The sequence below is a fragment of the Pseudomonas sp. TWI923 genome, from assembly GCF_039673365.1.
Taxonomy (GTDB): domain Bacteria; phylum Pseudomonadota; class Gammaproteobacteria; order Pseudomonadales; family Pseudomonadaceae; genus Aquipseudomonas; species Aquipseudomonas sichuanensis.
This window is the reverse complement of sequence record NZ_JBDJLM010000085.1, coordinates 1-21,014: the sequence shown is the minus strand read 5'-3', so window position 1 is coordinate 21,014 and position 21,014 is coordinate 1. Positions and strand designations below refer to the sequence as shown.

At 63.7% G+C, this 21,014-nt stretch carries 23 protein-coding genes; 10 read left to right on the top strand and 13 right to left on the bottom strand.

Going from position 1 to position 21,014, the window contains the following annotated elements:
• Positions 1 to 280: 280 nt before the first annotated feature.
• Positions 281 to 1,480: a tyrosine--tRNA ligase gene (gene tyrS, locus ABE459_RS22635; RefSeq protein ID WP_125861227.1), complete on the bottom strand. Its 1,200-nt coding sequence runs from the start codon at positions 1,478 to 1,480 to the stop codon at positions 281 to 283.
• A gap of 213 nt (positions 1,481 to 1,693) precedes the next feature.
• Between tyrS and ABE459_RS22630 the strand changes: the two genes are divergently transcribed.
• Complete coding sequence (locus ABE459_RS22630) at positions 1,694 to 3,121, top strand: peptidoglycan DD-metalloendopeptidase family protein (RefSeq protein ID WP_258644204.1); 1,428 nt, start codon at positions 1,694 to 1,696, stop codon at positions 3,119 to 3,121.
• 4 nt (positions 3,122 to 3,125) lie between these two features.
• Positions 3,126 to 4,217, top strand: a complete 1,092-nt coding sequence (locus tag ABE459_RS22625; RefSeq protein WP_323833272.1) for an anhydro-N-acetylmuramic acid kinase — start codon at positions 3,126 to 3,128, stop codon at positions 4,215 to 4,217.
• A gap of 59 nt (positions 4,218 to 4,276) precedes the next feature.
• Here ABE459_RS22625 and erpA read toward each other — a convergent pair whose 3' ends face one another.
• Together erpA and argC are read right to left on the bottom strand one after the other, a co-directional pair.
• Positions 4,277 to 4,627 (bottom strand): iron-sulfur cluster insertion protein ErpA, encoded by a 351-nt coding sequence (gene erpA, locus ABE459_RS22620; RefSeq protein ID WP_125462372.1) that lies wholly within the window; start codon positions 4,625 to 4,627, stop codon positions 4,277 to 4,279.
• 144 nt (positions 4,628 to 4,771) lie between these two features.
• Positions 4,772 to 5,806, bottom strand: a complete 1,035-nt coding sequence (gene argC, locus ABE459_RS22615) for an N-acetyl-gamma-glutamyl-phosphate reductase (RefSeq protein WP_110994258.1) — start codon at positions 5,804 to 5,806, stop codon at positions 4,772 to 4,774.
• 140 nt (positions 5,807 to 5,946) lie between these two features.
• On the opposite strand from argC, the gene hemJ reads away from it, so the two are divergent.
• The 7 genes from hemJ to ABE459_RS22580 all read left to right on the top strand — a co-directional run bounded on the left by hemJ (position 5,947) and on the right by ABE459_RS22580 (position 10,779).
• Complete coding sequence (hemJ, locus tag ABE459_RS22610) at positions 5,947 to 6,372, top strand: protoporphyrinogen oxidase HemJ (RefSeq protein WP_125462371.1); 426 nt, start codon at positions 5,947 to 5,949, stop codon at positions 6,370 to 6,372.
• A gap of 30 nt (positions 6,373 to 6,402) precedes the next feature.
• Positions 6,403 to 7,359 carry a nitronate monooxygenase family protein gene (locus ABE459_RS22605; protein ID WP_323833270.1) on the top strand — a complete coding sequence of 319 codons (957 nt, stop codon included), beginning with the start codon at positions 6,403 to 6,405 and terminating at the stop codon, positions 7,357 to 7,359.
• A gap of 51 nt (positions 7,360 to 7,410) precedes the next feature.
• Positions 7,411 to 8,187 carry an SDR family oxidoreductase gene (locus ABE459_RS22600; protein ID WP_258705583.1) on the top strand — a complete coding sequence of 259 codons (777 nt, stop codon included), beginning with the start codon at positions 7,411 to 7,413 and terminating at the stop codon, positions 8,185 to 8,187.
• Between the two features lie 64 nt (positions 8,188 to 8,251).
• A complete protein-coding gene (locus ABE459_RS22595; protein WP_153785970.1) occupies positions 8,252 to 8,590 on the top strand; it encodes a histidine triad nucleotide-binding protein in 339 nt (112 codons plus the stop codon).
• Between the two features lie 65 nt (positions 8,591 to 8,655).
• On the top strand, positions 8,656 to 9,303 hold the full coding sequence (gene coq7 / locus ABE459_RS22590) for a 2-polyprenyl-3-methyl-6-methoxy-1,4-benzoquinone monooxygenase (RefSeq protein ID WP_110994262.1): 648 nt from the start codon (positions 8,656 to 8,658) through the stop codon (positions 9,301 to 9,303).
• Positions 9,304 to 9,313: 10 nt separating this feature from the next.
• A complete protein-coding gene (locus ABE459_RS22585) occupies positions 9,314 to 10,351 on the top strand; it encodes a DUF2157 domain-containing protein (RefSeq protein WP_323833268.1) in 1,038 nt (345 codons plus the stop codon).
• On the top strand, positions 10,348 to 10,779 hold the full coding sequence (locus ABE459_RS22580) for a hypothetical protein (protein ID WP_323833266.1): 432 nt from the start codon (positions 10,348 to 10,350) through the stop codon (positions 10,777 to 10,779). The genes ABE459_RS22585 and ABE459_RS22580 overlap by 4 nt, the downstream gene beginning before the upstream one ends.
• A 20-nt stretch (positions 10,780 to 10,799) precedes the next feature.
• Here ABE459_RS22580 and ABE459_RS22575 read toward each other — a convergent pair whose 3' ends face one another.
• Entirely contained in the window at positions 10,800 to 11,222 is a 423-nt protein-coding gene (locus tag ABE459_RS22575; RefSeq protein ID WP_110994264.1) for an OsmC family protein, read from the bottom strand.
• Positions 11,223 to 11,413: 191 nt separating this feature from the next.
• On the opposite strand from ABE459_RS22575, the gene crp reads away from it, so the two are divergent.
• Positions 11,414 to 12,058 carry a cAMP-activated global transcriptional regulator CRP gene (crp, locus tag ABE459_RS22570; protein WP_110994327.1) on the top strand — a complete coding sequence of 215 codons (645 nt, stop codon included), beginning with the start codon at positions 11,414 to 11,416 and terminating at the stop codon, positions 12,056 to 12,058.
• Here crp and ABE459_RS22565 read toward each other — a convergent pair.
• From ABE459_RS22565 to ABE459_RS22525, 9 genes are all read right to left on the bottom strand, one after another.
• Positions 12,055 to 12,759 (bottom strand): lipoate--protein ligase family protein, encoded by a 705-nt coding sequence (locus ABE459_RS22565; RefSeq protein ID WP_110994265.1) that lies wholly within the window; start codon positions 12,757 to 12,759, stop codon positions 12,055 to 12,057. The two genes, crp and ABE459_RS22565, sit on opposite strands and share 4 nt — an antisense overlap.
• A 146-nt stretch (positions 12,760 to 12,905) precedes the next feature.
• Entirely contained in the window at positions 12,906 to 13,739 is an 834-nt protein-coding gene (gene trpC / locus ABE459_RS22560; protein ID WP_125462365.1) for an indole-3-glycerol phosphate synthase TrpC, read from the bottom strand.
• Positions 13,736 to 14,785 carry an anthranilate phosphoribosyltransferase gene (gene trpD, locus ABE459_RS22555; protein ID WP_323833264.1) on the bottom strand — a complete coding sequence of 350 codons (1,050 nt, stop codon included), beginning with the start codon at positions 14,783 to 14,785 and terminating at the stop codon, positions 13,736 to 13,738. The genes trpC and trpD overlap by 4 nt, the downstream gene beginning before the upstream one ends.
• Before the next feature lie 9 nt (positions 14,786 to 14,794).
• The gene (locus ABE459_RS22550; RefSeq protein WP_110994268.1) at positions 14,795 to 15,388 is read right to left on the bottom strand and encodes an aminodeoxychorismate/anthranilate synthase component II; all 594 of its coding nucleotides are present in this window, start codon (positions 15,386 to 15,388) and stop codon (positions 14,795 to 14,797) included.
• A gap of 75 nt (positions 15,389 to 15,463) precedes the next feature.
• Entirely contained in the window at positions 15,464 to 16,945 is a 1,482-nt protein-coding gene (gene trpE, locus ABE459_RS22545) for an anthranilate synthase component I (RefSeq protein ID WP_258644196.1), read from the bottom strand.
• Between the two features lie 70 nt (positions 16,946 to 17,015).
• Positions 17,016 to 17,834, bottom strand: a complete 819-nt coding sequence (locus ABE459_RS22540) for a phosphoglycolate phosphatase (protein ID WP_323833262.1) — start codon at positions 17,832 to 17,834, stop codon at positions 17,016 to 17,018.
• On the bottom strand, positions 17,831 to 18,505 hold the full coding sequence (gene rpe / locus ABE459_RS22535; RefSeq protein WP_125462361.1) for a ribulose-phosphate 3-epimerase: 675 nt from the start codon (positions 18,503 to 18,505) through the stop codon (positions 17,831 to 17,833). Before rpe ends, ABE459_RS22540 begins: the two co-directional genes overlap by 4 nt.
• Before the next feature lie 290 nt (positions 18,506 to 18,795).
• The gene (locus ABE459_RS22530) at positions 18,796 to 19,623 is read right to left on the bottom strand and encodes an ABC transporter permease (protein WP_125462360.1); all 828 of its coding nucleotides are present in this window, start codon (positions 19,621 to 19,623) and stop codon (positions 18,796 to 18,798) included.
• An 11-nt stretch (positions 19,624 to 19,634) separates the two neighbouring features.
• Positions 19,635 to 20,882 carry an ABC transporter permease gene (locus tag ABE459_RS22525; RefSeq protein ID WP_110994272.1) on the bottom strand — a complete coding sequence of 416 codons (1,248 nt, stop codon included), beginning with the start codon at positions 20,880 to 20,882 and terminating at the stop codon, positions 19,635 to 19,637.
• Between the last annotated feature and the right edge of the window lie 132 nt (positions 20,883 to 21,014).

Sequence of the window (21,014 nt, the reverse complement as noted above, 5' to 3'; positions counted from 1 at the left end):
CTCGTAGCGGGAGGCGAATCATACAGCGTTACAACCTGCTGTCAACCACCTTTTTCACCGCTGCCGATCGTGAGACCGAAACGCTTCCGGAGCTTTCGATTCGCTTAACTCATTGAATTTCAAGGAGTTTTACGTTCCGTTGTCGCTGGAAGTGGGGCGCATTATAAGGGGATCTGAAACCCCGTCAACCTTTAATTTCAAGAAAGCTTCATTTGCCTCAAAAACAAAGCGGGAAGGCCTGTCGGCCTCCCCGCTTCTATATAGCTACGCCACCAGGAGATCACTCAGCCTTGAGAGTAACTCGCCCAAAGGCCTTTTTGCCCGCCTGGCACACATGGGTAGCGCCCAGGGCAAACATGAAATCACGCTCAACCACTGCACCATCAACCTTCACGGCACCAGCACTGAGCAGATCCCGTGCCTGAGCCGAGTTTTTCACAAGCCCAGCCCGGTTCAACACAGCAGCAATCGGCAAGCTTTCAGCCGCAGCGACTTCGATCTCGGGCAGATCCTCAGGCAGCTCGCCTTCCTTCATCCGATTACCCGCCGCACGGTGAGCGCTGGCAGCAGCCTCTTCACCATGGAAGCGCGCAACGATTTCTTCCGCCAGCTTGATCTTGATGTCACGCGGATTCGCGCCCTGCGCCACATCTGCACGGAACTGGTCGATCTCTTCCATGGAACGGAAGCTGAGCAGCTCGAAGTAACGCCACATCAAGGTGTCCGGAATCGACACGAGCTTGCTGAACATCACACCCGGCGCTTCCTGGATACCGACGTAGTTGCCCAACGACTTGGACATCTTCTTCACGCCATCAAGCCCTTCGAGCAGCGGCATGGTGACGATGTTCTGAGCCTCCTGGCCATAAGAGCGCTGCAGCTCACGCCCCATCAACAGGTTGAACTTCTGGTCCGTACCACCCAGCTCGACGTCCGCCTTCAGCGCCACCGAGTCATAGCCCTGTACCAGCGGATAGAGGAACTCATGGATCGCGATCGGCTGATTGCTGCTGTAGCGCTTATCGAAGTCGTCACGCTCGAGCATGCGCGCGACCGTGTACTGCGAGGCCAGGCGGATGAAATCAGCCGGCGTGAGCTTATCCATCCAGGTGGAGTTGAACGCAACCTCGGTCTTGGCCGGGTCAAGAATCTTGAACACCTGCTGCTTATAGGTCTCGGCGTTATCCAGCACCTGTTCGCGAGTCAGCGGCGGGCGAGTAGCACTCTTGCCGCTCGGGTCACCGATCATGCCGGTGAAGTCACCAATCAGGAAGATCACCTGGTGACCCAGATCCTGGAACTGGCGCAGCTTGTTGATCAGCACCGTGTGGCCCAGGTGCAGGTCCGGCGCGGTAGGGTCGAAGCCCGCTTTGATACGCAGCGGTTGGCCGCGCTTGAGCTTCTCCACCAGTTCCGACTCGACCAATACCTCTTCCGCACCGCGCTTGATTAGCGCCAGCTGCTCTTCAACAGACTTCATAGACAGACCCGCAAGGCTCAGATTCAAGGGGAGCCAACCATACAAGATCGGCCATCAAATACAAGTTTCGCAACGGAATGTGACCCGAACGGCGCAACGCAACGTCTACGCGCCCTTGCGCGAGAATGGTTTTGGTTATATTTTATACAGTTATTTCATCTTCATCATGTCATTCATCTTTTCCACTTCACCCTTTTCAAAGTCACCTCACTTATGACCAACGAAACGCCTAAAGCGCCCCCGCTTTATCCGAAAAGCCATCTGTTGGCCGCCAGCGGCATCGCTGCTCTCCTCAGCCTGGCCTTGCTGGTATTCCCTTCCAGCGAAGTAGAAGCCAAGAAAACCACGCTCAGCCTGGAGCTGGAGAGCCCGGCAGAGCAGCTGAAGGAAGAGTCCCGCGTCGCGCCACTGGTGCAGTCCGAACAACACACCGACTCGCCCTTCGCCCAGATCGAAGGCGATGAAGCGGACACCGCCCAGGCCAAGCCCGAGAGCAAGCCAGAGCCCGCCCCAGTCGCCAAACAGGAAGACAAGGCCCCCGGCCACCGCGAGGTAGTCGTAGCCCGCGGCGATACGCTCTCCACACTGTTCAACAAGGTCGGCCTGCCGGCCAACGCCGTCCACGACCTGCTGGCGAGCAACAAGCAAGCCAAGCAGTTCAGCCAGCTCAAGCATGGCCAGGTGCTGCAGTTCGAACTGGACAAGAACGGCCAACTGACCAGCCTGCACAGCAAGGTCAGCAACCTCGAAACCATCCGCCTGACCCGCACCGACAAGGGCTTCAGCTTCGATCGCGAAGTCAGCAAGCCGGTCATGCGCACCGCCTACGCCCACGGCGTTATCAAGAGTTCGCTTTCGGCCTCGGCCCAGCGCGCGGGCCTGTCCCACAGCATGACAATGGACATGGCACGCATCCTCGGTTACGACATCGACTTCGCCCAGGACATCCGCCCGGGCGACGAATTCGACGTGGTCTACGAGCAAAAGATGATGGACGGCAAGGTGGTCGGTACCGGCAACATCCTGTCGGCCCGCTTCACCAACCGCGGCAAGACCTACACCGCCGTGCGCTACACCAACAAGCAAGGCAACACCAACTACTACACAGCCGACGGCAACAGCCTGCGCAAGGCGTTCATCCGTACGCCGGTGGACTTCGCCCGCATCAGTTCGCGCTTTTCCGCCGGCCGCAAACACCCGATCCTGAACAAGATCCGCGCCCACAAGGGTGTCGATTACGCCGCCCCGCGCGGCACACCGATCAAGGCCGCCGGCGATGGGCGCATCGAGCTGGCCGGGCGCCGTGGTGGCTATGGCAACACCGTGATCATTGCCCACGGCAACGCGTACAAGACGCTGTACGGCCACATGCAGGGCTTCGCCAAGGGCATCAAGACCGGCAGCAGCGTCAAACAAGGCCAGGTCATCGGCTACATCGGCACTACCGGCCTGTCGACCGGTCCACACCTGCACTACGAGTTCCAGGTCAACGGCGTGCACGTCGACCCACTGAGCCAGAAGGTGCCGATGGCCGACCCGATCGCCAAGGCTGAGCGCGCGCGCTTCAACCAGCAGAGCCAACCCTTGATCGCCCGTATGGATCAGGAAAAGGCCACCCTGCTCGCCGCCAACAAGCGCTGACCACATGGCGCTTTATCTTGGCGTGATGTCCGGGACCAGCCTTGATGGCCTGGACATTGCCCTGATCGAACAACGCGAGCAGCTTCGGCTGCTCGCCACCCACTACATCCCCATGCCCACCGACCTGCGCCAGCAGCTGCTTGGCCTCTGCGCCAGCGGCCCCGACGAGATCGCCCGCGCGGCACTGGCGGAGAACCACTGGGCAACCCTCGCCGCCGAAGGGATCAACTACCTGCTGCGCGAACAAGGCCTGCTGCCCGATGCCATCGACGCCATCGGCAGCCATGGGCAGACCATTCGCCACGAACCCGCCCGCGGCTTCACGGTACAGATCGGCAACCCGGCGCTGCTGGCCGAGCTGACCGGCATCTGCGTGGTCGGTGACTTCAGGCGCCGCGACGTGGCCGCGGGCGGCCAGGGCGCGCCGCTGGTGCCGGCCTTCCATGAAGCGCTGTTCGGCCATCTAGGCCAGCGACTGGCGATTCTCAATGTGGGCGGTTTCAGCAACCTCAGCCTGATCGAGAAGGACAAGCCAGTGCATGGCTTCGACTGCGGGCCGGGCAATGTGCTGCTGGATGCCTGGATCGAGCGCAAGCGCGGCCAGGTATTTGATGCCGATGGCGCCTGGGCGGCCAGCGGGGCGGTACAGCCGGGCTTGCTCAATGCACTGCTGAGCGACCCGTTCTTCGCTGGCAGCGGCCCGAAAAGCACCGGCCGCGAGGTCTTCAACCTGCCTTGGCTCGACGGCCATCTCGCCCAACTGCCCAGCTACCGCGACGAAGATGTACAGGCCACCCTGCTGGAGCTGACCGCACGCAGCATCATCGACTCGCTAGGCCAGGCTCAACAAGGCACCGAAGCCTTGCTGGTGTGCGGCGGAGGCGCCCGCAACGGCGCGCTGATGGCGCGCTTGGCGCAACTGCTGCCGGGTGCCCAGGTGTCCAGCACCGCGGCACACGGTGTCGATCCGGACTGGGTCGAGGCCATGGCCTTTGCCTGGCTGGCCCATTGCTGCCTGGAACGCATCCCCGCCAACCGGCCCAGCGTCACCGCCGCCAGGGGCCTGCGCGTCCTCGGCGCCATCTATCCCGCGTAACCAGCCGCACAATGCGAAACGCCGCGCAAATGCGCGGCGTTTTCATGTCAGCCCACAGATCAGATCGAAAACGACGAACCGCAGCCACAGGTGGTGCTGGCATTCGGGTTCTTGATCACGAAGCGCGAACCTTCCAGGCCTTCCTGGTAGTCCACTTCGGCGCCCGCCAGGTACTGGAAGCTCATCGGGTCGACCACCAGCGCGACACCTTCACGCTCGACGATAGTGTCATCCTCGGCCACGTCTTCATCGAAGGTGAAGCCGTACTGGAAGCCCGAGCAACCACCGCCCGTCACGAAAACGCGCAGCTTCAGACGCTCGTTGCCCTCTTCGCTGACCAGGGTCTTCACCTTGTGTGCAGCCCCTGGGGTGAACTCCAAAGCCGTGGGGGTGAAGGTTTCGACGCTCATGCTGATTCTCCCGGCGCAGTGCCGCCATAAAACTCGATGGCGCGTATTATCCGCTTGTCCGAGAAAATCGGTCAACAATTGTGCTGCTTTAGTCGCCCCATGAAAAAGGCCCGCACATGGCGGGCCCTTTGCAACAGTGCAGGCTTACGGCAACAGGCCGGCGTGGGAAAGGCCCATGCGCTCGTCCAGGCCGAACAGGATGTTCAGGTTCTGCACCGCCTGGCCGGACGCGCCCTTGACCAGGTTGTCGATCACCGACAGCACCACCACCAGGTCGCCACCCTGCGGCCGGTGCACAGCGATACGGCAGACGTTGGCGCCGCGCACGCTGCGGGTCTCCGGATGGCTGCCGGCCGGCATCACGTCGACGAACGGTTCATTGGCATAGCGTTTTTCGAACAGCGCCTGCAAATCAACCGACGTATCAACGACGTTGGCATAAAGGGTGGCGTGAATGCCGCGGATCATCGGGGTCAGGTGAGGCACGAAGGTCAGGCCGATGTCCTTGCCTGCGGCCAGACGCAGGCCTTGACTGATTTCCGGCAGATGGCGATGCCCTTTGACTGCATAGGCCTTCATGCTTTCGCCGGCCTCGCAGAACAGCGAACCTACGGCGGCACCACGGCCTGCACCACTGACGCCGGACTTGCAGTCGGCGATCAGCCGCGAAGGGTCGGCCAGGCCAGCTTCCAGCAACGGCAGGAAGCCCAGTTGGGTAGCGGTCGGGTAGCAACCGGGCACGGCGATCAGGCGCGCCTGGCGGATCTTCTCGCGGTTCACTTCAGGCAGGCCGTAGACCGCGTCCTTGAGCAGTTCAGGCGCGCCGTGCGGCTGCCCGTACCACTTGCCCCACTCCACGGCGTCCTGCAGGCGGAAGTCGGCGGACAGGTCGATGACCTTGGTGCCCGCCGCCAGCAGCTCGCCGGCCAGGGCGTGGGCCACGCCATGCGGGGTAGCGAAGAACACCACATCACAGGCGCCCAGCGCCTTGCTGTCCGGCACGCTGAAACACAGCCCGTCGTAGTGGCCGCGCAGGTTGGGGTACATGTCGGCAACCGCCACGCCCGCTTCGGAGCGCGAAGTGATGACCGCCACTTCGGCCTGTGGATGTTGCGCCAGCAGACGCAGCAGTTCGACACCGGTGTAACCCGTGCCGCCGACGATACCGACCTTGATCATAACGCTTGCCCCTTATCAACGAGCCCACTGGAAAGCGCACGATAATAGGGGCCCGGCAGGCCTGTAACAACTATTCCCATGACCCTTCGGCGCTTGCCCACTACTATTCGCACGACCGTGAAAACCTGAAGGAACCGCACATGCTCTATCTATGGATCAAGGCGCTGCACATCGTCAGCGTGGTTTGCTGGTTCGCCGGCCTGTTCTACCTGCCACGCCTGTTCGTCTACCACGCCCAGAGCCAGGACAGCATCAGCCTCGAGCGCTTCATCACCATGGAGCGCAAGCTGTACCGGGGCATCATGAACCCGGCGATGATCGCCACCTATGTGTTCGGCGGCTGGATGCTCTACCTCAACCCCGGCTGGCTGAGCCAGGGCTGGCTGCACGCCAAGTTGACCCTGGTGGTGCTGCTGACCGCCTACCATCATATCTGCGGCGCCCAGCGCAAACGCTTCGCCGCCGGCACCAATACCCGCAGCCATGTGTACTACCGCTGGTTCAACGAGGCGCCGGTACTGATCCTGCTGGGGATCGTAATTCTGGTGGTGGTCAAACCGTTCTGACGATAACCCGCCCTGCACAGGAGTTTCGCCATGTCCCTGCCCGCCTTGCTGCAACAGCGGCTGCGCCTGCCACTGGTGGCCGCGCCGATGTTCCTGATTTCCAATCCGCAACTGGTGCTGGCCTGTTGCACCAGCGGTGTGGTGGGCAGCTTCCCTGCGCTCAACCAGCGCGACAGCGCAGGCTTCAAGGCCTGGCTGGAGGAGATCGAAGCAGGCCTGGCTCAGTTGCAGGCGCCAGCACCCTATGCAGTCAACCTGATCGTCCATCCGAGCAATCCGCGTCTGCAGGCCGACCTGGCCCTGTGCGTCGAGCATCGCGTGCCCATCGTCATCACCAGCCTCGGTGCAGTGAAGGAGGTGGTGGACGCAGTGCACAGCTACGGCGGCCTGGTGTTCCATGACGTGACCACCCGGCGCCATGCGCAGAAAGCGGCAGAGGCCGGTGTCGATGGACTGATCGCCGTGGCAGCAGGCGCGGGTGGCCATGCCGGGACCTGGAGCCCGTTCGCCCTGATCGCCGAGATCCGCCAGTTCTTCGACAAGACCCTGCTGCTGGCAGGCTGCCTCAACCACGGCCACGAACTGCTCGCGGCGCAATTGCTGGGGGCAGACCTGGGCTACATGGGCACACGCTTCATCGCCACCCGTGAGAGCCAGGCGCAGGACGCCTATAAACAGATGATCCTCGGCGCAACCGCCGCCGATATCATCCACACGCCCGCGGTATCCGGCATCCCGGCCAGCTTTTTGCGGCAAAGCCTGGAACAGGCTGGTTACGACCTGGCGGCGCTCGCCAGCAGCCATGAGGCCGGCAAGCTCAAGCCGCTGGACGAGGAAGCCAAGGCCTGGAAAACCGTCTGGTCCGCAGGCCAGGGCGTCGGCGAGATCAACGACCTGCCCAGCGCCGCAGCCCTGATCGAACGCCTGCACAGCGAATACCGAGGCGCCCTGGATCGCGCTCAGCAGCTACGCAGCAACGCCTTGTAGCAAACCAACCAGGCTGTAAACTAGGCGCCCCTTACGCCCCAGGAGCCTTGCATGACCCGTTACGCCATGATTACCGGCGCTTCCACCGGCCTGGGCCTGGCCCTGGCGGAGGCCCTGGCGCGGCGCGGGCGCAATCTGATCCTGGTGGCACGCCAGCGCGAGACGCTGGAGCCGGTGGCCATCGAACTGACCCAACGTTTTGGCGTGGAAGTGCTGTTCCGCGCCTGCGACCTCAGCCAGCCGCTGCGCCTGTCGGGGTTCGTGCTTGAGCTGGAGGAAGGCGAGCGGCGCATCGACCTGCTGGTCAACTGCGCAGGCCAACGCACCTACGGGCCCTTCCTTGCCCATGAATGGGCCGACGAGCAGGACCTGCTGGAGGTCAATATCCTGGCCCTGAGCCGCCTGTGCCATGCCATCGGCAACCTGATGGCCGTGCAGGGTGGCGGGCAGATCCTCAATGTCGCAGGCCTGGCCGGGGTCGCGCCCGGCCCCTGGATGGCCGCCTACGCCGCCAGCAAGGCCTATGTGCTCAGCTTCAGCGAAGCCTTGCGCGAAGAGCTCGGGCGCACCGGAATCAAAGTCTCGGTGCTGTGCCCCGGGCCGGTTCGCTCGTCGCGCCGGCGCATTCCCCGCCTCGACGGCAACAGCCCGAGCCCCGAGGAGATCGCGCTTTACACCGTACGCGCCCTGGACAAGAACCGCGCGCGGATCATCCCAGGCCGCAGCAACCGCTGGCTGGCCTTTGCCCCGCGCCTGTTGCCGCGCTGGTTGGCGCGCAAGCTGGCCGGCGTGATCCACCGCCGCTACTGCCCGGTCGGCATGGAATAAGCACTGGGCGAGTGGCAGCGGGCTCAGTACACTCGGCCCGGACACTCACCATGGAGCAAGTGCTGTGGACGATCTATTCCTCAAAATCATCAACCGGGAAATCCCGGCGGATATCATCTACGAAGATGACCAGATTCTGGCCTTCAAGGATATCGCCCCCGCGGCGCCGGTCCATTTCCTGGTCATCCCGAAGAAACACATCCGCACCCTCAACGACCTGACCGAAGAGGACAAGGCCCTGGCCGGGCATATCCTGTTCACCGCCCAGCGCCTGGCCATCGAACAAGGCTGCGAGGAAGGCTTCCGCGTCGTCATGAACTGCAACCCCAAAGGCGGCCAGACCGTCTACCACATCCATATGCACGTGCTTGGCCAGCGCCAGATGCACTGGCCACCGGGCTGATCCAGGGCAAGCCCCCTCCAGCCGATTGCGGTAAACTGTCGGGCACACTCTAGTGGAGGTGCCCGATGGCTACCGAACGTCACTACTCGCCGCTCGACCGCTTGTTGCTGCAGGCCGATACCGCCATGCGCACCCTGCTCCCCTTCAGCGGCCAACCTTCGCGCCCGTCACCGGCGATCATCCAGCCCGACGCCGAACTCGACGAGCAGCAGAGCCGCCACGTCGCCGGCCTGATGCGCATCAACCATACCGGTGAAGTCTGCGCCCAGGCGCTCTACCAGGGCCAGGCCCTGACCGCCAAGCTGCCCCAGGTGCGCAAGGCCATGGAGCATGCGGCAGAAGAAGAAATCGACCACCTGGCCTGGTGCGAGCAGCGTATTCGCCAGCTCAACAGCCACCCCAGCGTGCTCAACCCGTTGTTCTATGGCATGTCCTTCGGCATCGGCGCACTTGCCGGCCTGGTCAGCGACAAGGTCAGCCTGGGTTTCGTCGCCGCCACCGAGCACCAGGTGTGCAAACACCTGGACGAGCACCTTGAGCAGATCCCCGAGAGCGATGGCAAATCCCGCGCCATCCTCGAACAGATGCGCGTCGACGAAGAGCACCACGCCGAATCGGCGCTGGAAGCTGGCGGCTATCGTTTCCCGGCGCCCATCCGGTTCGGCATGAGCCTGATGGCCAAGGTCATGACCAAGAGCACCTACCGCATCTGAGGCACAGCGCATGGAACGCTTCGACGCCAAGGACCTGGCACGCGCGGTAGACGCCGGTGTACTGCAACCGGGCCAGGACCATGCGCTGCTGGACTTCCTGCGCCAGCAGCCACAAAGCCGCGGCAGCTTCCAACTGGCCCACGTCGCCTTCTACTTCGGCGCCCTGCTGATCATGGGGGCGATGGGCTGGTTGCTCACCGAAGCCTGGATGCGCATCGGCGACAGTGCACTGCTGGCCATCGCCCTGCTCTACATCGCCACCCTCACCTTGTTCGCCCTGTCGCTGCAACGCCGCGGGCAGCCCATCGCCGCCGGCGTGCTGGCGGCCGTCGCGGTGAGTATCGTGCCGCTGGCGGTTTTCTCCGTGGAACGGCTGGTGGGCTGGTGGCCGCTGGACGATGCCCAGGGTGACTATCACCAGTACTACACCTATGTGCAGGGCGGCTGGCTGGCCATGGAGGCCGCAACCGTAGTGGCTGGCCTGCTGATGCTGCGCCTGGTGCCCTTCCCGTTCATCGTCATGCCGATCGCACTCGCACTGTGGTTCATGTCCATGGACCTGACCGAGTGGGTGTATGGCGATGTGTTCAGCTGGGAGCAGCGACGAACGGTCTCGGTGTGGTTCGGCCTGGTCGTCCTGGTGGTGTTCGTCGGTGTCGATGGCCGCACCCGCCAGGACTACGCTGGCTGGGGCTATCTGGCAGGCCTGCTGGCGTTCTGGGGCGGGCTGACGTCGATGGACAGCGCCAGCGAACTGGGCAAGGCATTGTATTGCCTGATCAACCTGGGGCTGATGGGGCTGGCCGTGTTGTTGCGCCGGCCGGTGTTCATGGTATTCGGGGCGATGGGCGTGGCGGCCTATCTCGGCTATCTGTCCTACGAGGTATTTGCCGACTCGCTGCTGTTCCCGCTGGTGCTCACCCTGATCGGCCTTGGCGTTATCGGCCTGGGCCTGCTGTACCAGAAACGACGGGAAGCCTTGAGTGCACAGCTGCGGGCCAAGCTACCCGAACGCCTGTTGCAGTTGCTGCCGGCGTTGCGCCGTTGAAGTTCCGACTGACCACGGCTCGGTTGCTGCAAAGCCTCGGGCTGATACCGGTTGCCTATGCGTTTGTCTGCCTGATGACAGCGGCCATCAGGCAAACCGCCTTCAGCCTGCAACTGCCCGACCTCGGCGAGCCCGACAGCAACAGTGTGGTCGAGCTGCTGCTGTTCACAGTGCCTGGGCTGCTGCTGTTCCTGCTGCTGGCTTACCACTGCCGCAAGCGTCGTACGCTCATCGCCCTGTTCGGGTTGGCCGCCGTGGTCACGGCGCTGCTGCAGTGCATGCTGTTTGCCCAATGTTTCGGCAACACCTGGAGCACCAGCGAAATACTCGGGCTACTGCTGTTCAACACGCCGTTGCTGCTGCTCGCGCTCGCCCCGGGCGTCGCCTGGCTACTGGCCGCTGAGCGGCTGAACCTGCAAAGCGCCTGACAACCAGGCGCCACTGCCGGTCACGCGAGTTCGACAATCTCGTAACCGTGGGTGATTTCCACCCCGGCACGCTCGAGCATGATCGATGCCGAGCAGTACTTTTCGGCCGACAGCTCAACCGCGCGCTTTACCTGTGCCTCTTTCAGCCCACGCCCTTTAACCACGAAGTTCATATGGATCTTGGTGAACACCTTGGGGTCCTCACTGGCGCGCTCGGCTTCCAGGAAGGCTTCGCAGCTCTCCACCGCCTGGCGCGACTTCTTGAGGATGCTGACCACATCGAAGCTGCTGCATCCGCCCAGCCCCAACAGCAGCATTTCCATCGGGCGCACGCCAAGGTTGCGGCCGCCGGCTTCGGGCGGGCCGTCCATGACCACGACATGGCCACTCCCCGACTCGCCGAGGAACATTGCTTCACCCGCCCACTGGATGCGTGCCTTCATCTATCCGGACTCCCGATCTCGTAAAAAGGGTGCCAGCTTAGACCTTGTGACGCCGTCGGAAAAGCTCAAGGCGCAGCGCTTTAATGCCGATACATGGGGGCGTGTCTGATAAGCTGGCGCCAAATGACTGGCGCATCACGCCGCGCAGCCTCAATAAAAAGCCCACGCCTCACATCGAACAGGATTTCGTGATGGTTTCTTCAGCCCTTGCGCCCAAGATCAAGAACATCGAAAAGCTGCTGGTGCACTGCCAGCGCCGTCGCTACGCCGCCAAAAGCAACATCATCTGCGCGGGCGACCGGGCCGAGACCCTCTCGTTCATCATCAAAGGCTCGGTAACCATCCTGATCGAGGACGACGACGGTCACGAGATGATCATCGCCTACCTCAACAACGGCGACTTCTTTGGTGAGCTGGGCCTGTTCGAGCCCGCCGGCCAGGAGCATCAGCGCAGCGCCTGGGTGCGGGCCAAGACCGAATGCGAAGTGGCCGAGATCAGCTACGACAAATTCCGCGAGCTGGGCCGCCAGGACCCGGAGATTCTCTACGCCCTCGGCGCGCAAATGGCCCAGCGGCTGCGCAACACCACGCGCAAGGTCGGCGACCTGGCCTTCTTCGACGTGACCGGCCGGGTTGCCCGCTGCCTGCTCGAACTGTGCAGGCAGCCAGACGCCATGACCCACCCCGACGGCATGCAGATCAAGATCACCCGCCAGGAGATCGGGCGCATCGTCGGCTGTTCGCGGGAAATGGTCGGCCGCGTCCTCAAGGATCTCGAGGAACGCAGCCTGGTGCAGGTGAAGGGCAAGACCATGGTGGTCTACGGCACCCGTTAGTCCTTCGGTAGCCCGGCAATGACCTCGGCATAGGCCAGGGAAAGGCGCTCGAACCAGGGCGCCTGTGGCGCCACTTCATGCAAGGCGATATGGCTGTCGGCCCGGCAACGTTGTTCAAGCTCGCAACACTCATTGAAACGATTGACCGCCGCCACCATCGATTCGCGCTCGTTGTCCAGCAGCAGCGCACCATGCACCAACACCACCGGGCGCTTGCCACCCAGGCCCTGGCGCCAGCGCTGGGCCGTGCCGACCAGTTTGCGGCCGTTCAGGTTGACGTTGTAGCGGCCATCGCAGAAGGCGCCATCGATTTCCCCCACCGACGCCACCCCACCCCACTCGCGCAGTACATCGCACAGTGGCAGGCACAGCCGCTCGTAGGCATTCTCGATGCGCCCGTGATCACCTTCGCTGCGCGGCGCGACGTAGACCAGCGCCACGTTCACGGTTGAATGCGACTGCGGCACAGGCTCACCACCGGTTTCGCGCAGCAATACCGGCCAGCCGGCGATCGCCAACTCGGCGCAGGCGGCTTCGAAGTTATCCAGGCGACTCATCCGGCGTGGCATCACCAGCGCATGGTCGGTGGGGCGCCAGAACAGCACGCCAGCGTCACGCTCGCCACGGCACACGGCGGCCAGCAATTCCTGCTCGGCGTGCAGGCCCTGTTCAACGGTCAGGGCCAGGGGTTGATCGGTCATTGATCCACCTATGTTGTTAACTTTGCCGGCCTCTTCGCGGGTGAACCCGCTCCCACAGGCCTCAACCCCCTGTGGGAGCGGGTTTACCCGCGAAAGGGCTATTGCAGGCATATAAAAAAGCCGGCAGAAACGCCGGCTTCGTTTGCTCAGTCCAGTTGTTGAACAGTCTTCTTCACCTGATCAGGGAAGAACAGCCGCTGCAGTTCCAGCCCCGGCTGTTCGGCGCGCATGAACGCCTCGCCAACCAGGAACGAATACACCTCGTTGATTGCCATCAACTCGACATCGGCCCGATTGAGGATGCCACTCTCGGTGATGGCCAGGCGATCGCGGGGGATGCGTGGCAGCAGGTCGAGCGTGGTCTCCAGGCTTACCTCGAAGGTGTGCAGGTTACGGTTGTTGACGCCAACCAGCGGGGTATCGAGGGTCTTCAGCGCGCGCTCCAGCTCATCGCCGTCGTGCACTTCGACCAGCACGTCGAGGCCGACGTCCTTGGCCGTGGCGGCCAGCTCGGCCATCTTCACGTCATCCAGCGCCGAGACGATCAGCAGCACGCAGTCGGCACCCAAGGCGCGGGCTTCGACGATCTGGTACGGATCGACCATGAAATCCTTGCGGATCACCGGCAGCGCAACTGCGGCGCGGGCCTGCTGCAGGTACTCGTCGGCGCCCTGGAAGTAATCCACGTCGGTCAGCACCGACAGGCAGGTCGCCCCGCCTTTTTCATAGCTGACCGCGATCTCGGCCGGCACGAAATGCTCGCGAATCACACCCTTGCTTGGCGAAGCTTTCTTGATTTCGGCAATCACCGCCGGCTGCTTGCGCTTGGCCTGCTCGATCAGGGCATTGGCGAAGCCGCGCGGGGCGTCAGCCGCCTTGGCCAGGCGCTCCAGTTCGGCGAGGCTGACCCGCGCACTGCGCTCGGCCACTTCCTGGAACTTGCGGGCGATGATCCTTTCCAGCACCGTCGGCACGCTCATGCTTCGTTCTCCACTTTGAATACCGCGGTAAAGGCGCCCAGCTCCTGCAGCTTTTCCCAGGCCAGCCCGGTGTGCAGCACGTCATGGGCCAGTTCCACGCCCTGGGCCAGGGTCATGGCGTGATCGGCGGCATACAGCGCCGCACCGGCATTGAGCACGATCATTTCGGCGGCCTTCTGGCCGTTCTCGGTCTTGCGCCGGCCCAATGCGTCACAGATCAAGTCCAGCGACGCCTGCGGACCATCGACCGCCAGGCCGTGCAGGCTCTGGCTCTTCATGCCGAGGTCTTCGGGCTCGACCCAATACTCAGTGATCTGGTCATTCTTCAGTTCGGCAACGAAGGTGGGCGCGGCCAGGCTGAACTCGTCCAGACCGTCCTTGGAATGCACCACCAGCACATGCTTGCTGCCAAGGCGCTGCAGCACTTCGGCCAGCGGGCGGCACAGCGCCTGGTTGAACACCCCGACCACCTGATGCTTCACCCCGGCCGGATTCGTAAGCGGGCCGAGCATGTTGAACAGGGTGCGCAGCCCCAGCTCGCGACGCGGGCCGGCGGCATACTTCATGGCCTTGTGGTGGCTCTGGGCGAACATGAAGCCGATCCCCAGGCTGTCGATGCAGCGGGCGACCTGCACCGGGGTGAGGTTCAGGTAGATGCCGGCGGCTTCCAGCAGGTCGGCACTGCCGCTCTTGCCGGACACCGCGCGGTTGCCGTGCTTGGCCACCGGGCAGCCGGCGGCCGCGAGGACGAACGACGACGCGGTGGAGACGTTGAAGATGTTGGCGCCATCGCCGCCGGTGCCGACGATGTCGACCACGCCGTCGAGGCTCTTGAGCTCGACCTTGTCGGCCAGCTCGCGCATCACCGACACCGCGCCGACGATCTCGTCGATGCTTTCGCTCTTCATGCGCATGCCCATCAGGAAGGCGCCGATCTGCGCCTCGCTGCACTGGCCGGTCATGATCTGGCGCATGACCTCGCGCATTTCATCGGTGCTCAGGTCCAGGTGGCCGACGATACGGCTCAATGCAATCTTGATATCCATGGTCGATCCTTAGCGGCGGCCGCCGGTCTGCTTGAGGAAATTGGCGAACAGCTCGTGGCCCTGCTCGGTCAGGATGGACTCGGGGTGGAACTGCACCCCTTCGATATTCAGTGTCTTGTGGCGCAGGCCCATGATCTCGTCGACCGAGCCATCGGCGTGGGCGGTCCAGGCGGTCACTTCCAGGCAGTCTGGCAGCGTCTCGCGCTTGACCACAAGCGAGTGGTAACGGGTAACGGTCAGCGGGTTGTTGAGGCCGGCGAACACGCCCAGGTCACGGTGCACCACCGGGCTGGTCTTGCCATGCATCACTTGGCGGGCACGCACCACGTCACCGCCGAAGGCCTGGCCGATCGACTGATGGCCAAGGCAGACGCCCAGAATCGGCAACTTGCCGGCGAAGTGCAGGATCGCCTCGATGGACACACCGGCTTCGCTCGGGGTGCAGGGGCCGGGGGAAACCACGATGCGCTCGGGGTTGAGGGCTTCGATCTGGGCGATGGTCATCTCGTCATTGCGGATGACCTTGACCTCGGCACCCAGCTCGCCGAGGTACTGCACGACGTTGTAGGTGAAGGAGTCGTAGTTGTCGATCATCAGTAGCATCTGGAACGAACCTCTTGAATACGGGGGACTCCGGGGGCGCGTGGCGGCCCGCCGGGTTCATGGACCACGGCCTGCTCAGCGTTTGCTGGTCTGCTCGGCGAGGGCCACCGCGCGGAACATCGCCCGACGCTTGTTGATGGTTTCTTCCCACTCCAGTGCCGGCACCGAGTCGGCGACGATGCCGCCGCCGGCTTGCACATGCAGCTCGCCATCCTTGATCACCGCAGTGCGGATGGCGATGGCGGTATCCATGTTGCCGTTCCAGGCGAAGTAGCCCACGGCACCGCCGTAGACACCGCGCTTGACCGGTTCCAGCTCATCGATGATTTCCATGGCGCGGATCTTCGGCGCCCCCGACAGGGTGCCCGCCGGCAGGATCGCCCGCAGCGCATCCATTGCCGTCAGCCCCTCGGCCAGTTGGCCGGTGACATTGGAGACGATGTGCATCACGTTCGAATAGCGCTCGATCACCATCTTCTCGGTCAGGCGCACGCTGCCGGTGGACGACACACGCCCCACGTCGTTGCGGCCCAGGTCGATCAGCATCAGGTGCTCGGCGATTTCCTTGTCATCCGACAGCAGGTCGTCTTCCAGAGCGCGGTCGGCCTCTTCGGTGGCGCCGCGCGGGCGGGTACCGGCGATCGGGCGTACCGTGACCAGGTTGTCCTCGACCCGCACCAGCACTTCCGGCGAACTGCCCACTACATGGAAGTCGCCGAAGTTGAAGAAGTACATGTAGGGCGTCGGGTTGAAGCAGCGCAGGGCACGGTAGAGGTCGATCGGAGCGGCCGCAAAATCAATGGACATGCGCTGCGACGGCACCACCTGCATGCAGTCACCAGCGAGGATGTACTCCTTGACGGTGTCAACCGCGCGTTCGTAGTCACCCTGGGTGAAGCTGGAGCGGAACGCCGGCTCGGCCGCCATCGGGCCATCCAGGTCGAGGCCGCGGCGCGGGGTGATCGGCTGGCGGAGTTTCTCCAGCAGGCCTTCAAGACGGGCCTGGCCTTGCTCGAAGGCCTGCTCGTCGCTGGGGTCGACCAGCACGATGGCGTGCATCTTGCCCGCCAGGTTGTCGAACACCACCACGGCGTCGGAGACCATCAGCAGGATGTCCGGCACCCCCAGCGGGTCCGGGTTCGGGCAGGCACCCAGGCGTTTTTCGACATAGCGCACGCAGTCGTAGCCGAAGTAGCCGACCAGGCCGCCGTTGAAACGCGGCAGGCCCGGAATGTCGGCGACCTTGTAGCGATCCTTGAAGGCCTCGACGAAGGCCAGCGGGTCTTCGACGTCATGGCTTTCCACTTCCACGCCATCCTGCAGGATGCTCACGTGGTAGCCATGCACACGCATGACGGTGCGCGACGGCAGGCCGATCATCGAATAACGGCCCCACTTCTCGCCGCCCTGCACGGATTCGAGCAGGTACGAGTTAGGTTGGTCGGCCAGTTTGAGGTAGATCGACAGGGGGGTATCGAAGTCGGCCAGAGTTTCGCGGGCCAGGGGGATGCGGTTATAGCCGGCAGCGGCCAGGCGCAGGAATTCTTCGCGGGTCATGTGTAGCCTCGTGGCAAGCAGCAATGGGGTCAGGCAAGCGGACGGGCCGGCAGGCGCCGGCGGGCATAAGTCAGGCGCGCCAGCGCCAGCGGGCCAGGGCCTTGATGACTTTCATCCAGAATTTGCCAGTAACCACCACGTCGTTGTCTCTGCTGTGCGGGGCTTGAAGGTCCGCCAACGTTATCCCAGTGTCGGTGACTAAGCAACCAGGCAGCAGCAGGCGCAGGTCGCTGATCACCAGGCTGGGAGATTCCTCGTCGATGGGGCGGCCATGGTTGTAGCCATAGCTCAGGCCGACGCACTGCACCCCGGCCGCTTTCGCCGCCAGCACGTCGCTGCGCGAATCGCCGATGAACAACGACTGTTCAGGCGCCACACCGGCCATCTGCATCACGAACAGCAGCGCCGCCGGGTCGGGTTTTTTCTGTGGCAGGGTGTCGCCGCCGATGATCCAGCGGAAGTAGCGCCCGATCTTCATCTGGTCGAGCAAGGGGGCAACGAAGCGCTCGGGCTTGTTGGTGATCAGCGCCATCTCCACGCCCTGCTTGCTCAGCCAGCGCAGGGTGTCGCGTACACCGGGGTAGACGACGGTCAACTCATGGCTGTCGGCGTAGGCCTCCATGAACAGCGCGAGCGCGCGCTCGGCCAGGGCATCGTCCACGCTGTCGTGGTCCAGGCCACCGGCCAGCGCCCGGCGCACCAGCACCTGGGCGCCGTTGCCCACCCAGTGACGCACGGCGTGGAGCCCGGCGGGCTCGCGCCCGAGTTCGAGCAGCATGCGGTCGACGGCTGCGGCCAGGTCGGGGACCGAATCGATCAGGGTGCCATCCAGATCGAACATCACCAGCCTGGGCAGCGTCCCCGGGAACAGCTGCTCGAAGCCGCTCATGCGCGTGCCAGCGCCATTTCGGCACGCATCTTGGCGATCACTTCCTGATAGTCCGGGGCGTTGAAGATCGCCGAACCGGCGACGAAGGTGTCGGCGCCGGCTGCGGCGATTTCGCGGATGTTGTTGACGTTGACGCCGCCGTCGATCTCCAGGCGGATATCACGGCCGCTGGCGTCGATCAGTGCACGGGCCTCACGCAGCTTGTCTAGGGTACCGGGGATGAACTTCTGCCCGCCGAAGCCTGGGTTGACGCTCATCAGCAGGACCATGTCGATCTTGTCCATCACGTACTTCAGCGCATCCAGGCCGGTGGCCGGGTTGAACACCAGGCCGGCCTTGCAGCCGCCGTCACGGATCAGCTGCAGCGAGCGGTCGATGTGCTGGGTGGCTTCCGGGTGGAAGGTGATGTAGGTGGCGCCGGCTTCGATGAAGTCGCCGATGATGCGATCGACCGGGCTCACCATCAGGTGCACGTCGATCGGCGCGGTCACGCCGTACTTGCGCAGCGCGGTGCAGACCATCGGGCCGATGGTCAGGTTGGGTACGTAGTGGTTGTCCATGACATCGAAGTGGACGATGTCGGCCCCGGCGGCCAGAACCTTGTCGACGTCCTCGCCCAGGCGGGCGAAATCGGCGGAAAGAATGGAGGGGGCAATAGCGTAGGGCTGCATGGCGCACCTGTTGGGCAGAATCACGGTGGCGCGCATTGTAACCCAGGGAAGCGGATCGGGGCTGATTGGTGTCAATCCTGTGCCGGCCCTTCGCGGGTAAACCCGCTCCCACAGGGATCGCGCAGATCTCGAGAGCTGCACATAACCTGTGGAGCAACTGTCTTATGTTGTCAGTGCTGGCCTCATCGCTGGCAAGCCAGCTCCCACAGGTACGATGCTTGCCTCGAGGTTAGCGCGGTCCATGTGGGAGCGGGTTTACCCGCGAAGAGGCCGGTACAGGCATCCGAAAATCAGCCCGGCTGCTGGGTCCTCAACTTCTCGCTGCGCCCGCGCAACCACTCCAGGGTCAGCAGCAGCACCACCGAAAACGCGATCAGCAAGGTCGCCGCCGCCGCGATGGTCGGGCTGAGGTTCTCACGAATGCCGCTGAACATCTGCCGTGGCAGGGTCGCCTGCTCCGGCCCGGCAAGGAACAACGTGACCACCACTTCATCGAACGACGTGGCAAAGGCGAACAGCGCACCCGAGATCACCCCAGGGGCAATCAACGGCAAGGTCACCCGACGGAAGGTCAGCAACGGCGAAGCGCCAAGGCTGGCTGCCGCACGCACCAGGTTGTAGTTGAAGCCCTGCAACGTGGCCGACACGGTGATGATCACGAACGGCACACCCAGCACCGCGTGCACCAGAATCAGCGAGATGAAGCTGTTGCCCATGCCCAGGGGGGCAAAGAACAGATAACTCGCCACACCGATGATCACCACCGGCACCACCATCGGCGAGATCACCAGCGCCATCACCAGCGACTTGCCGGGGAAGTCGCCGCGAGTCAGGCCGATCGAGGCCAGGGTGCCGAACACCATGGCCAGCACCGTCGCCGCCGGGGCGACGATGATGCTGTTCTTCAGCGAACGCATCCACTCGGCCGAGGCGAAGAAGTCCTGGTACCAGTGCAGCGAGAAGCCCTGCAGCGGGTACACCAGGAAACTCCCGCTGTTGAACGACAGCGGCACGATCACCAGCACCGGCAGCACCAGGAACAGCAGCACCAGCCCGCAGAGAATGCGCAAGGTGTAGAACCACACCCGCTCCACGGGCGACATGTAGGGGCTCAGCATGACAAGGCTCCTCAGCTCAGGCGCAGGCGGCTGGCGCCGACCAGCCAGCTATAGATCAGGTACAGCACCACGGTGGCCAGCAGCAGCAACCCGCCCAGCGCGGTGGCCATGCCCCAGTTGATGCTGGTGTTGGTGTAGAAGGCGACAAAGTAGCTGACCATCTGGTCGTTCGGGCTGCCCAGCAGTGCCGGGGTGATGTAGTAGCCGATCGAGATGATGAACACCAACAGGCAACCGGCACCGACGCCGGCGTAGGTCTGCGGGAAGTACACCCGCCAGAAGCTGGCGAACGGGTGGCAGCCCAGCGAGATCGCCGCACGCATGTAGCTGGGCGAGATACCCTTCATCACGCTGTACAGCGGCAGGATCATGAACGGCAGCAGGATGTGCACCATCGAGATGTACACGCCAGTGCGGTTGAACACCAGTTCCAGCGGCTGGTCGATGATGCCCATGGCCATCAGCGCGCTGTTGATCAGCCCGCCCGACTGCAGCAGCACGATCCACGCCGCCACCCGCACCAGGATCGAGGTCCAGAACGGCAGCAGCACCAGGATCATCAGCAGGTTGCTCTGCCGGGTGGGCAGGTTGGCCAGCAGGTAGGCCAGCGGATAGGCCAGCACCAGGCAGATGGCGGTGATCACCACGCCCATCCACAGGGTGCGGGCAAAGATGTCGAGGTAGATGGCCTGGTCCGGCGTGGCCTTGGCCAGCTCACCGAGGTCGTCGATACGGTGATCGAGCGCCGCCAGCAGGTAGAACGGCGTGACGCTGCTGGTGTTGCGGCGGATCGCCTGCCAGTAGGCCGGGTCACCCCAGCGCTCGTCCAGCGTCTGCAAGGCATCTTTATAAGAAGCGGGCTCCGCTTTGAACGGCAGGGCCCGCGCAGTCTTGGCCAGCAGGCTGCGGTAGCCGGCCAGTTCCATGTTCAGGCGTTTGGACAGATCGCCCAGCGTCTGGTTCTTGCGTGATTCGGCCAGGTCCTGGCTCAGGGCCTTGTAGGCCTCCTCGCCGGGCAGGCTCTTGCCGTCCCACTGCGCCACGGCCTCGACGGTGCGCGGCAGGCCGGCGACCACTTCGGGGTTGCCGACGCTCTTGTACAGCAGCGCCGCAATCGGCACCAGGAACACCAGCAGGAGGAACAGCGCCAGCGGCGCGATCAACGCCTGGGCCTTCCAGCGGTTGACCCGCTCGGCATGCTTGAGGCGCTGTTTGAGGCTTTTACCTGCGCCTTCGTTGAGGGGCACTGCAATGGCCATGGCGAACTCCGGGAAAACAGGGAAACAGGGAGCCTGGTAAAGCTGCAATTGGGGCCGCTGCGCGCCCCATCGCCGGCAAGCCGGCTCCCACAAGTAGTGCGACCCCCTCAGGCTTGACGCTTTACCTGTGGG

Coding starts and splice junctions, on each gene's coding strand:
- tyrS (WP_125861227.1), bottom strand. CDS start 1,480: ATGAAGTCTGTTGAAGAGCAGCTGGCGCTAATCAAGCGCGGTGCGGAA.
- ABE459_RS22630 (WP_258644204.1), top strand. CDS start 1,694: ATGACCAACGAAACGCCTAAAGCGCCCCCGCTTTATCCGAAAAGCCAT.
- ABE459_RS22625 (WP_323833272.1), top strand. CDS start 3,126: ATGGCGCTTTATCTTGGCGTGATGTCCGGGACCAGCCTTGATGGCCTG.
- erpA (WP_125462372.1), bottom strand. CDS start 4,627: ATGAGCGTCGAAACCTTCACCCCCACGGCTTTGGAGTTCACCCCAGGG.
- argC (WP_110994258.1), bottom strand. CDS start 5,806: ATGATCAAGGTCGGTATCGTCGGCGGCACGGGTTACACCGGTGTCGAA.
- hemJ (WP_125462371.1), top strand. CDS start 5,947: ATGCTCTATCTATGGATCAAGGCGCTGCACATCGTCAGCGTGGTTTGC.
- ABE459_RS22605 (WP_323833270.1), top strand. CDS start 6,403: ATGTCCCTGCCCGCCTTGCTGCAACAGCGGCTGCGCCTGCCACTGGTG.
- ABE459_RS22600 (WP_258705583.1), top strand. CDS start 7,411: ATGACCCGTTACGCCATGATTACCGGCGCTTCCACCGGCCTGGGCCTG.
- coq7 (WP_110994262.1), top strand. CDS start 8,656: ATGGCTACCGAACGTCACTACTCGCCGCTCGACCGCTTGTTGCTGCAG.
- ABE459_RS22585 (WP_323833268.1), top strand. CDS start 9,314: ATGGAACGCTTCGACGCCAAGGACCTGGCACGCGCGGTAGACGCCGGT.
- ABE459_RS22575 (WP_110994264.1), bottom strand. CDS start 11,222: ATGAAGGCACGCATCCAGTGGGCGGGTGAAGCAATGTTCCTCGGCGAG.
- crp (WP_110994327.1), top strand. CDS start 11,414: ATGGTTTCTTCAGCCCTTGCGCCCAAGATCAAGAACATCGAAAAGCTG.
- ABE459_RS22565 (WP_110994265.1), bottom strand. CDS start 12,759: ATGACCGATCAACCCCTGGCCCTGACCGTTGAACAGGGCCTGCACGCC.
- trpC (WP_125462365.1), bottom strand. CDS start 13,739: ATGAGCGTGCCGACGGTGCTGGAAAGGATCATCGCCCGCAAGTTCCAG.
- trpD (WP_323833264.1), bottom strand. CDS start 14,785: ATGGATATCAAGATTGCATTGAGCCGTATCGTCGGCCACCTGGACCTG.
- ABE459_RS22550 (WP_110994268.1), bottom strand. CDS start 15,388: ATGCTACTGATGATCGACAACTACGACTCCTTCACCTACAACGTCGTG.
- trpE (WP_258644196.1), bottom strand. CDS start 16,945: ATGACCCGCGAAGAATTCCTGCGCCTGGCCGCTGCCGGCTATAACCGC.
- ABE459_RS22540 (WP_323833262.1), bottom strand. CDS start 17,834: ATGAGCGGCTTCGAGCAGCTGTTCCCGGGGACGCTGCCCAGGCTGGTG.
- rpe (WP_125462361.1), bottom strand. CDS start 18,505: ATGCAGCCCTACGCTATTGCCCCCTCCATTCTTTCCGCCGATTTCGCC.
- ABE459_RS22530 (WP_125462360.1), bottom strand. CDS start 19,623: ATGCTGAGCCCCTACATGTCGCCCGTGGAGCGGGTGTGGTTCTACACC.
- ABE459_RS22525 (WP_110994272.1), bottom strand. CDS start 20,882: ATGGCCATTGCAGTGCCCCTCAACGAAGGCGCAGGTAAAAGCCTCAAA.